Origin of the sequence: Micromonospora sp. WMMA1923 (genome assembly GCF_049179195.1) — a bacterium.
GTDB classification, from domain to species: Bacteria; Actinomycetota; Actinomycetes; order Mycobacteriales; family Micromonosporaceae; genus Micromonospora; species Micromonospora yangpuensis.
In genome coordinates this window covers 1-10,592 of the sequence record NZ_JBMHLZ010000002.1, presented here as the reverse complement: position 1 = coordinate 10,592, position 10,592 = coordinate 1, and the positions used below count along the sequence as shown (strand labels likewise).

The following is a 10,592-nucleotide window of genomic DNA, read 5'->3' as shown; positions in this document are numbered from 1 at the left end:
TCACCGAGGCCGTCCGCGCCCGAATGCCCACACCCGAGGAAGCCCAGATTCTCCAGCTTCCCGCTGGCGAGCCGGTCATGGTTCTGCACCGCACGACGCTCACCCGAGACGGCCGCCCCGTCGAGTTCGCGCGCGGAGTGCACGCCGCATCCCGCTTCACCTGGTCGTACACCTTCAAGATTCCCGACTGAGGCACCCACGATGACGACGACTCCCCCGACCATCCCCGCCGAACACCGCGCGGACGTCGAATGCCTGTGGGACTACCACCACATGCACCACGAGATCCTGCCCGTTGATGTGGGCATCGGCCTCGGCAGCCATGACCTCGGAGTCGCCAAGGTGGCCACCGACCTCTACCACCGAGGGACGTACCCGACCCTGGTCTTCACCGGTGCCAACGCCCCGACCACCAACGAGGCCTTCCCGCGAGGCGAAGCCGTCCACTACCGCGAGTACGCCATAACCCATGGCGTACCAACCGCCGCGATCCTCATCGACACCCAGGCCACCAACACCGGCCAGAACATCAAGTACGCCCGCGCACTCCTTGCCGAGCACCAGGTCCCGGCCCGATCGGTGATCCTCATGTCCCGCCCCTACCAACAGCGCCGCGCGTACGCCACCTGCAAGAAGCTCTGGCCCGAAGTCGACGTGATCTGCGCGTCCCACCAGCTCTCACTCGACGGCTACGTGGCCAGCATCGGCGACACCAAGAAGGTCATGGACATGCTCGTCGGCGACACCCAGCGCATCGACAGGTACGCCGAACTCGGCTACGCCATCCCGCAACACATCCCCGACCAGGTACGCGCCGCCTACACCCGCCTGCTCGACGCCGGCTTCACGAGCCGCCTCGTGTAGGTCGGCCCGTCGGCCAGCCTCAGGCGACACCGCGACCGTCTTCGACCGGCGGCCCCGAGTCCCCGACTGCGCCGCCTCGATGAACTCATTCAGCACCGAATCGACCGCCGTGCCGTCCGCGTACATCTGACCGGCATGCGCCTACCCCGTGTCGCAGTGCCATGATCATCCGCAGGTCCAGGGCTTTGGAGCACGGGCAGCAGTGCCTCCGGCGGGCCCCTCGGGCTCTCCGGGATGACTGGAGGCAAAGATGGCAGTGATCAAAAGGTTTCGATTGTTGTGGCGAGCCTCAGGGCTAATGACGAATTAGACCAGCATCACTGGCCATGTCCGCATTGCCGGATTGCACCTCGAACAGATCAGGGCCAATGAGTACCGAGTTGAGGCGAAGATAGTCCGCCCATTCGGGCGGCCATTTAGTTGTGGAAGACCAACGCACGCCCCCCAGGTTCACCGAACTCAATAGGGAAAAATTGCGGAGGTCGGCTCCGGCGAAATCCGACCGAAGCTGGTCAAAGCTTTGCGCCAGCGCATTCGCGAAGCCCTGTTTGACATCGACCGCTATATCGAAGGCGAGGGCAACGGCTAGGTAAAGGTCTGCGGCCAACGCGGGCTCGAGGTCGAGGTCATGGGAAGCCGTACGAGCTAACGCGAGAGCACTTCCGCCTCGAAGGCTGACGGCAAGACTGTGGGCGAGATCGGCGTTTCGAACCAAGTCTTGCTCAAGCTCCCGAACGCTGTCTCGCAGCGGACTGAGGCTGCTGCGGCCCGGGATGCCGAAGGTGCGCGCCAAACGAGATTCAAGGCTTGGTCCAAAGCGCAGCATATCGCCGATAGTGCGGGCGAGCGTGGTGGCAACCGGACGGGCCTGCTCAAATTCAGAATCACTTGCGTAAACCATGAACCTCGCAATTCTGCTGGCTGTGGAAATATTCTCCTCAAGGGAACTGGTCAATCCAGGAATGTCGTCGTGCGAGCCAAATATGTCGATGATGATACGGCGAATAGACAGCCATTTCCTGACATCGTCAACGAGACTCAGAAGGAGCGTCATTGCGATAAGCGCAGGATGGCTGCGAAGTGCCAGACGAACTTCTGGCGATGCCGATTCCAACCGTCTGAATACGGCGCTGCGCTCCGCTGGCGCTTGATCCTGAACGCTTTCACTGCGGTTGTGAACGGCGCTCATCCTGTCGGGCATGGAAGACCGCCTCGCCCCGGCGGCGACAAGGACGCTGGCCCACCAAGGCGACGTCGTGATGCGCAACCAGGGCTCGTCAGGCCGAGATACACGAGCGATCCGGCCCAGTAGGGTATCAGCGCGTACCATCCGCCACGACCTCACTGCCTTCCAAGGCATCTGTAGGTGGCAAACTGGCTGAATTCGGCTTCTGCTCGGTGATTTCAACTCTACTCAGGACGCCACGAACTACGGAAGGCGCGCACGCTCCCATGATCAATGCTGGCCATGCTCCGGTCATCTGAGCGTGAGCCGCCGCCGCTACCATGCCGCCGACCGCAAGGCTAGCGAGGGCGACAAAAAGATGTGGCCAGATACCGTCTTGGGAGTATCGCCAAGGCCACCGGTAGCCGGCCGCCACGACCGAGGCCGACAGGCCAAGAAGGCTGGCGACCAAGCCGCCGGCCAGCCCCCACCCGGCGGCTTCCTGAACGCCCATACACGCACAGTAGCCGATGAATGGCTTGCAGCCAACGGAAGGCTTTGTGGTGGCGTCCAAGGTCGGTGGCCGGACTGTAAAGGCGCATAAATTGACCACCGTGGCCGCTATGCGTCGTCGAGGGCGGGCTCGAAGATCATTCGGTCAGATTTACGACACTTGAGTGCGGCCAGGGGCGGCAAGCGTCGGCAGGTTCCGCCCTGGCTGGAGCGTCAATCCGGTTGATTTGATGACGTTCGGTCCCCGCGGTGGGTGTAAGGGTTCGAATCCCCGCCAACGGCATGACTGTACAGCCGCATGCGCAGTCAAGATGGCCGATGGGTGCGGTCCTGGGCTGGAGTGGACGACACGGCGAGCAGGCCACCGATGACAGCTGGCAATAGTCTTGATCTTGCAAGACGGGAGGCACGGGCTCGCGGCCCGCCCTGCGGGCGGCCTCAGCGCCCCATGCAGAGTACGGGCAATGATCTTTTGGCTTGCGGAACCGCTGAGTGGCCAGCCCGCCCAGGTCACGAGCACAGTGGCCACTATGCCGCTGTCGCCTTCCTAAACCGTGTGTCGCAGGTTCGAATCCTGCCGGGGGCACCTCGAAGATCAACCTGAACGCCATCCTGGCCTGCTGAAACTCTCCGTCCCCCGACCGCTCCACCTCGGGCCCCGGTTGCGTCGCCGGCTACCCGACGCGCCCCGCTCGAACCCGTCTCGCCCTCGGCCACCCGCGCTCGCCGAGGTCAGTCCGAACCGGCCCAGGTTGGTATCTTCGAGGCGACGCCACCGGCACGCTCGGCCCCGTTGAGGGACTTGCCCTCGCACTCGTTTTCCACGCCAACAGATCGTCCCGCAGATTCCCACAGGAGTGGCAGCGATGGTCGAGAAACACGATCTCCGTACCGAAGACGAGTTGGGAGTCTCCATGACGGAACAGTGGAGTGTCGATGCTCCGGGTGTGATCGAGCTGCCGTCCGGGCGCCGCTTCCGGGGGCGGGGCCTCAGATACGACTCGCCGGACGGCCCGACGCCGACGTTCGCGGTCCATCTGACGGACAAGCCGACCGCGGAACCCCAGTGGGAACGGGTCTGGGTGCGGTGGCGGGACTTCTGGTTGCCGGCCGACCCCGACGAAGCGCTGCGAGCGCTCCGGCAGGCCTACGATCGAGCCGAATCCGACCGGGTGGAGATCGCCTGCGGGGGTGGTATCGGGCGTACCGGCACCGGCCTGGCGACCTTGTGCGTCTTCGAGGGCATGGCCCCCGACGAGGCCGTCAACTGGGTGCGCCGGCACTACCACAGGCGCGCCGTCGAGGTCCGCTGGCAGCGCAGGTTCCTGCGCCACGCCTTCAGTGCCGCAGTGGATCCGACGGATCGTTAGCGACGACCGGGGCCCGGTCCTCGCGGTCCAGCTCGGCGAGGTCCTGGTCGGACAGGGCGAGGCCGGCGCCGACGATGTTCTCGCGCAGGTGGGCCACCTTCGACGTACCGGGAATCAGCAGGACGTTCGGCGAGCGCCGCAGGAGCCAGGCGAGGGCGACGGACTTCGGCGTCGCCCCCGTCCGGGCGGCGACGGCCGAGAGCGCCGCGGAGCGCACCGGTGAGAAACCACCGAGCGGAAAGTACGGCACGTAGGCGACGCCGTCGACGGCCAGTTGCTCGATGAGCTGGTCGTCGTGGCGGTGGGCGAGGTTGTACATGTTCTGCACGCACACGACGGGGGCGACGGTGCGGGCCTCGGCGACCTGCTCGGCGGTGACGTTGCTGACCCCCAGGTGGCGGATCAGGCCGTCGCGGTGGAGTTCGACGAGGGTCTCGAACGCCTCGGTGATCGGGCCGGGCTGAGGCCCCTGGGCGTCACCCATCCGCATGTTGACCAGGTCGAGGGTGTCGACCCCGAGGGACCGCAGGTTGTCGTGGACCTGCTGGCGCAGGTCCGCGGGGCGGCGGGCGGTCGGCCAACCGCCCTGCGCGTCGCGGTTCGCCCCCACCTTGGTGGCGATCAACAACGATTCCGGGTACGGGTGCAGCGCTTCGCGGATCAGTTCGTTGGTGATCCGCGGCCCGTAGGCGTCGCTGGTGTCGATGTGGGTGATGCCCCGGTCGACCGCTTCGCGCAGAACGGCCAGCGCGCCGTCGCGGTCGGCGGGTGGCCCCAGCACCCACGGTCCGGCGAGTTGCATGGCGCCGTAGCCGAAGCGGGTGACGGTGTGGTCGCCGAGCGTCCAGGTGCCGCCGGGCAGGGCGGTGGGAGAGGTGCTCATCGGGTCACTTTCGTTGTCGGGAGAGGGTGGCGCGTTCCAGCATGGGAGCTTTACTCTCCATCGGGAAGTAGGCACTTGAAAGTGCGTAACCACCCAGCAGGGAGAGGGGAGCCCGGTGGCCACAACGAGAGCAGCGCAGCAGCGGGCCCGGGCCAAGGCGGACTACGACGCGTTCCTCGCGGTCTGCCCCAGCCGTCAGCTGCTCGACCGGATCTCCGACAAGTGGGTGGTGCTGGTGCTGTGCGCGTTGGGCGGTGACGCCGGCCCGCGACCGGACGCGCCGAGGGCGCTGCGCTACTCCGAGCTGGCCCGGCTGCTGGCCGGGGTCAGTCAGAAGATGCTCACCCAGACCCTGCGTTCACTGGAACGCGACGGTCTGCTCACCCGGACGGTGACGCCGACCGTCCCGGTCACCGTCTGCTACGAGCTGACCGACCTCGGTCTGTCGCTGCACCGGATGACCCGGGAGATCAGGTACTGGGCGCAGGACCACATGGGTGAGGTCCTCGCCCACCGCGACGCCCACGACGCCTCCTGACCGGGCCTGCGGCCCGGCGGTTCACCGCAGGGCGTCCACGAACTGTCGGGCCAGGGCGGCCGGTGAGATGTCGTACTCCTCCTCGACCGTGCGGGCCACCAGGTGACAGAGCAGGTAGCGCTGGGTCGGCACGATGCCGAGTCGGCCCAGGTGGGAGTAGAGCTGGTTGATGGCCAGCCGGTGACAGCGGAACCAGACCTGCGACAGCACCTCGCTCCGGTGGGCCGGTGTCTCGCTGAGGATGTCGTGGAAGGCGATCGGGTGTCGTAGCTCCATGCCCTGCTGGTCGAGGTGGTCGAGGTCGATCTCGCCGCTGGTGAACAGCGGCTCGGCCCGCGCCTTCTGGTCCCGGACGATCCCCAGCCAGGTCTCGACCAGCGGATCCGGGCGACCGCCCCGCACCGTGGCCAGGGTGGCGTGGAGCCGATCGCGCAGCGCCGGGCGGTGCCGCCGGTACCGCTCGTCGAACGTGGCGCGGACGGCGTCGGGGTCGGCGGTGTACGCCAGGAAGGACTCGACGTGCGACCGGAACGACAGGTAGCCCCGGGAGATCGGTGGGACGCTGAGGTGACCGAAGGCGAACAGCAGGTCCAGGGCGTGTCCGATCCGGTCCACCGCACCGCTGCGGATCGCGGCCAGGGTGTCGAAGGTCAGGGCGGTGCTGCGGGCGTACGCCCCGGCCAGCAGGTTCGCCAGTTGCGGGCTGCCCAGGACGTGCCGGCGGTCCTCGTACGGTTCGAACTGGACGGTGTTGTCGGGGTACCAGGGGGTGAGCGGGCCGGGGTCTGCCTCGCGGACGGCGAGCCGCCGGTGTGCCGCCAGGTGGTCGGCCTCGCGCAGGGCGGCCGTCGAGGGGTGGTCGCGCAGGTAGTCGGAGAGGCTGCGCCGCGCGGTGGGGCGTACCGTCGCGGCCCAGAGTTGCGGGGTGGTCCGCAGGTTGATCCGCAGGTGGGGGCCACGGCGCCAGTGGCGGATGAGATGTGGTTGGTCGACGACGTCGGCGAGCGCGGTCAGCAGGGGGCGTACGCCGTCCAGGATCAGGTCGTCCTTCTCCTGGGCGTGGTACCGGACCTGGATGCTGTACCAGCCGGGTTCCTCCGGCGGCGGGGTGGGCGTCATCGGAAGTCCTCCTGTTCGCGCGCGGGTTCTCCGAGGTCGACGCAGGCGGCGCAGACCAGGTAGTGCAGCTGGGTCTCCTGGTCGACACCGAGACCCAGCCGGTTGCAGAGCAGGTGCACACAGCGCAGCAGGACGACGAGCAACGCCTGCTCCGCACGGGTCGGCCCGGCGTCGGCGAGGCGGGTCGGGCCGGCCTCGGTGAAGCGGGACGGGCCGGCGTCGGCGGTGAAGCGGGTCGGCACCGACCGCAGGTCGGGGTGGAAGTCCCCGACCCGGTGCAGGTCGGTCAGCTCGGCTCGGAGCCGGTGGATGGAGGCGGACCAGGCGGCGACGAAGGGGTCCGGATCAGCCCCTGGTCGCGTCGACTGCGCCGCCGTCCAGCAGCTGGACACCAGCCGCCGCAGTGCGGTGCGCTGCCGCAGGTAGCTCTCCCACCGTGCCCGGTGGCCGTCGGCCGGATCCCAGTGGGACCGGGACCGGGTAAGCAGGTGGGCCAGGCGGTGCCGGTCGGGTTGCCAGGCGGCGAGCGCCGAGGCCAACGCGAGCACCGCCAGCCGCGAGCGGTGATCCGCAGCCGCCGGGCGGGCCAACGTCGACAGGGCCAGCCAACTGGAGTCGGTGAAGTGGCCTTCAACGGCCCGGGTCGCCGCCCGGCCACCGTAGATCGGGTACTCGGGCTGGTAGGGCTGGACCTCCACCACGTCGGGCGGGCGGATCCGTCGGTCGTGGTCGGCCCGGCCCTCCAGGCGGGCGTACCGCTCGGCGAGGGCCGCGTACCGCTCGGCGGGCCCCGGGGGCGGGGAGGGGAACCGGGCCAGGTGCGCCTCCAGGGTGGACCGGGTGCAGGCCGCGACGTCGGCGGCGAGGTCGGGCCGGGTCGGCAGCAGGCGGAGCCGGAGGTGCGGCCCGCCCTCCCAGTACCTGATGAAGAAGAACTGGTCGAGTACGCCGGTGGCCCGCAACGAGGCGACCAGTGGGGCGACCGCCCCGGTGAGCAGCCGGTCGTGGTCGCCGCGGTGGAAGGCGTGCAGCGACAGCCAGGGCGGCGGGGTCACGAGGGGCCGATCTCGACGACGTACTCGGTCACGTGCCGGCCCTCGGTGCCGTAGCTCGGGGCGTCGGCGAGCTGCGGCAGGGCCTCCTGGAAGGTGAGCACCGCGCCCGGGTCGCGCAGCAGGCGTTCGAAGAGGCGTACGAGCGGCACGTTTGCCAGGTCGAGGTAGACCGGCTTGACCGGGGCCGGTCGGCTCGCCGTGACGTACGAGCGCTGGGGGATCCGGTGTTCGGCGAACCAGGTGGCCAGGGTCAGCAGGTAGCCGGCGTCGTCGACGCCCTTGGCACGGCCCGGCACGAGATCGGCGCGGACCCGCCAGGAGGCCCGGGACACGGTGACCCGGCCGATCGACAGCCGGGGTCGTCGCCGTACCGTGCCGGTCGGGTGTTCCGGGGTCCCGGTGAAGATCTGGGCGGTCGGGGCGGCGGCGTTGGGCACGTCGCCGAAGAGGTGGACCAGGAAACGGGCGAGTCGGGGCAGCCGGGCCCCGGCCATCATGCCGGTGCACGCGATGCGGACCGCACCGTCGTCGCTGCGCCGCCGCAGGCGCAGACCCGGGGTCGCCGCGTCGGGCGTCACGACCAGGTCGTCGAGGGGGATCCGTTGCTGCGGCGGGCGGGCGCTGACCATCCCGGGGTGGCAGATCTCGAAGCCCACCGCCGGGGAGCGCAGGTTGACGTTGCTGCCAAAGAGGCCGGTGAGCTCGGCGAGGTAGCCCGCCGGGTCGGGACCGGATAGTGCCGTGGACCCGGGCGGGTCGACGGGGTCGGCTGCCTCCGGGGCGACCTTCGCCAGCAGCCGGTGCACCCGGCTGCGGACGGCCCCGTGCCCGGCGCCGACGCCGTTGAGCACCAGCCGGAGCCCGTCGGCGGCGGGTACCTGCTGGACGAAGCAGGCCAGCGCCGGGGCGGGTCGTACCCACGGCGGCCAGCCGGCCACCAACGCCCGTACCCGCGCCGGGTCGACGGTGATTCCGTCCTGGCCGGTTTCCGGCCCCGCCCAGAGGGTGGCCAGTGCCTCCTGTCGCAGCCGGTGCAGCAACCGCACCTCGGCGAGGGTGCTGCCGGCCGGGTCGGGCGGCTCCCCCGGGTGCAGCAGGCCGGCGAGCTCCGCCAGCGCCGTTGCCGGGGCGGCGTCAACGGTCAGCCGGGACAGCTCCCGGTGCAGCGTGAGCAGACCCACCCGGGCGTGCGCGCCGTACCGGTCGACGAAGATCCGGTGGGCCACCAACCGGACGACCGTCGAGTGCTGGAAGAGGGCCAGAAAGCGGTGGACCACGTGCAGGTCGGCCACGGCCGGACGCCAGGCCGGCCCGCCGAGGCGGACCGGGTCGGCGGTGAAGACGGCGTTCTCCCGGAAGAGGTTCCGGGCGGGCAGCGGCGGGCCACCGACCTGGCCGCTCACCGTCTCGAACTCGGTGCGGATCCGGTGGTGCAGCTCCCGGCGACGGCAGGCGCCGGTCCCGGGGGCCGGATAGGTGTCGAGGGCGTCCGCGAGGGCCCGGAGCGGTCCGGCGGCCGGTGCGTCCGGGCCGAGCCAGGCGCGCAGGTCGTGCAGGTGGTCGGCGGCCTGGTCGGCGAAGGGAGGTCGGATCTCGACCAGCCCGATCTCGACCAGCCGGTCGAAGGTCACCGCGGCGTCGCGGGGCAGGCGGCGGCCCACCTCCGCGAGGGGTCCGCCGGCACCGACGGCCTCGACGACGGTACGCACCGGCGGGGTCAACAGCAGTCCCCGGATGCGCTCGCGTCCCGGGTAGCCGAACCAGATCCGCCCCTCGGCCACCTCGGCGTCCGGCGTGACGGCCACCACGAGCCGGTCGGCGGCACCGTCGGTAGCCAGGCGGCGGCTGAGCGCCTGGAGCAGGGGTACGTCCGGCTCGACGGCGCTGCGCCAGGCCCAGCGGCCGGTGGGCTGCACGGGGGTCGGCACGTCGGACCACCGGCACAGCCCGCTCATCATGAAGGTGGCCTGCGGGCTGGTCTTGGCCACCGCGCGGGCCAGGTACTTGGCCAGCCGCAGCGCCACCTGGGCCCGGGGCGCGCTGCCCTCCGGCTGGGCACGCCATTTCAGCAGGGCGTGCAAAAGGTCCTCACTGGACTGCAGCAGTCCGAACTCGAAGACCTCGGTGGCGCTCCACTCGCGCAGGGCCCGCAGGCTGCGGACCCGCTCGGCGTCGAGCAGTTCGGGAAGTCGCCGGGTCAGCGCGGCGGACCGGGCCAGCTCGACGGTCCAGCCGGTCAGCTCGGCTCGGAAGCGGGCGGGCAGCAGCTCGGCATGGTTGCCGGGCCAGGCCCGGGGTCCGGGACGGCGGTGGTTGTGCAGGGCCCGCCGGAGGGCCACCAGCTCCGGCCGGGCGTCGGCGAGGGCCGGGTCCGCGACGAAGCCGTGGACCTCGTCGGCCAGTCGGGCACCGACCTCGGCCACCAGGCGACGGCTGGCGAGGATGGCCTGGACCGTCGCCCAGGAGGCCGGTGCGGCGGTCTCCGCCAGGGCCTGCGTGGGTAGCGCGGCGACCCGTACGACGACGACGGGGCCGGTGGAGTCGGTGGGCGGAGCGGGCACAGGAACCTCGCACGGGGGTGGCTCGGGATGGTCCGGTCGGACGGCTCCGGCGTGGCCGGCTGGCGCGCCGGAGCCGCCCGGGCTCAGATCAGCCAGCTCCTCCCCCAGAAACCGGACGCGCCGACCTCGGTGTTGCCGAGGCCACCGATGCTCACCGCGGCGAGCTCCTCGTCGATCGGCAGATCGAGGTCGACGATGTCGAGATCGGCGAACTCCGTCGCCGCCACGGCCATGTCCTCCATGACGCGCTCCCTCCGCAGCCCACCCACCGTGGGTGAATCTGCAATGGCTCAGCGTAGTGCACGGATGACGGGCATCGATGTCCTGCGGGTTACGGATCCGGGCGTCCCGCTGTGCCGGAAACCGACAGCGGCGACCCCCGGCCGGGGGCACCGCGGGCTGGCACGGCCGTCGTAGCATCGACTGGGAACGTTATTCATCCGGGCAGGTGGAGGTGCAGGATGAAGTTCGACATGGGGGCGCAGACACTCGGCAGCCTCACCAAGCAGACCCAGGGTTCCTCC

General features: G+C 70.0%; 10 protein-coding genes. 4 read left to right on the top strand and 6 right to left on the bottom strand.

Going from position 1 to position 10,592, the window contains the following annotated elements:
- Together ACN28G_RS29430 and ACN28G_RS29425 are read left to right on the top strand one after the other, a co-directional pair.
- The coding region (locus ACN28G_RS29430) for a UTRA domain-containing protein (protein WP_421481008.1) at window positions 1-191 on the top strand (191 nt) is incomplete at its 5' end.
- Between the two features lie 10 nt (window positions 192-201).
- Window positions 202-864, top strand: coding sequence for a YdcF family protein (locus ACN28G_RS29425; protein WP_421478037.1), 663 nt, complete (start codon window positions 202-204; stop codon window positions 862-864).
- 295 nt (window positions 865-1,159) lie between these two features.
- Here the strand turns inward: ACN28G_RS29425 and ACN28G_RS29420 are convergent, their stop codons facing one another.
- On the bottom strand, window positions 1,160-2,053 hold the full coding sequence (locus ACN28G_RS29420) for a hypothetical protein (RefSeq protein ID WP_421478036.1): 894 nt from the start codon (window positions 2,051-2,053) through the stop codon (window positions 1,160-1,162).
- A gap of 1,355 nt (window positions 2,054-3,408) precedes the next feature.
- On the opposite strand from ACN28G_RS29420, the gene ACN28G_RS29415 reads away from it, so the two are divergent.
- A complete protein-coding gene (locus ACN28G_RS29415; RefSeq protein ID WP_421478035.1) occupies window positions 3,409-3,912 on the top strand; it encodes a protein-tyrosine phosphatase family protein in 504 nt (167 codons plus the stop codon).
- Here the strand turns inward: ACN28G_RS29415 and ACN28G_RS29410 are convergent.
- Complete coding sequence (locus ACN28G_RS29410; protein WP_421478034.1) at window positions 3,881-4,795, bottom strand: aldo/keto reductase family oxidoreductase; 915 nt, start codon at window positions 4,793-4,795, stop codon at window positions 3,881-3,883. The genes ACN28G_RS29415 and ACN28G_RS29410 overlap by 32 nt on opposite strands.
- 115 nt (window positions 4,796-4,910) lie before the next feature.
- Here ACN28G_RS29410 and ACN28G_RS29405 point away from each other — a divergent pair, with 115 nt between their 5' ends.
- Window positions 4,911-5,333 carry a winged helix-turn-helix transcriptional regulator gene (locus ACN28G_RS29405; protein ID WP_091433996.1) on the top strand — a complete coding sequence of 141 codons (423 nt, stop codon included), beginning with the start codon at window positions 4,911-4,913 and terminating at the stop codon, window positions 5,331-5,333.
- A gap of 21 nt (window positions 5,334-5,354) precedes the next feature.
- Here ACN28G_RS29405 and ACN28G_RS29400 read toward each other — a convergent pair whose 3' ends face one another.
- The 4 genes from ACN28G_RS29400 to ACN28G_RS29385 form a co-directional block, all read right to left on the bottom strand.
- On the bottom strand, window positions 5,355-6,452 hold the full coding sequence (locus ACN28G_RS29400; protein WP_421478033.1) for a thiopeptide maturation pyridine synthase: 1,098 nt from the start codon (window positions 6,450-6,452) through the stop codon (window positions 5,355-5,357).
- Window positions 6,449-7,507: a thiopeptide-type bacteriocin biosynthesis protein gene (locus ACN28G_RS29395; protein WP_421478032.1), complete on the bottom strand. Its 1,059-nt coding sequence runs from the start codon at window positions 7,505-7,507 to the stop codon at window positions 6,449-6,451. Before ACN28G_RS29395 ends, ACN28G_RS29400 begins: the two co-directional genes overlap by 4 nt.
- Entirely contained in the window at window positions 7,504-10,068 is a 2,565-nt protein-coding gene (locus tag ACN28G_RS29390; protein WP_421480832.1) for a hypothetical protein, read from the bottom strand. The genes ACN28G_RS29395 and ACN28G_RS29390 overlap by 4 nt, the downstream gene beginning before the upstream one ends.
- Before the next feature lie 83 nt (window positions 10,069-10,151).
- On the bottom strand, window positions 10,152-10,310 hold the full coding sequence (locus ACN28G_RS29385) for a hypothetical protein (protein WP_421480831.1): 159 nt from the start codon (window positions 10,308-10,310) through the stop codon (window positions 10,152-10,154).
- Between the last annotated feature and the right edge of the window lie 282 nt (window positions 10,311-10,592).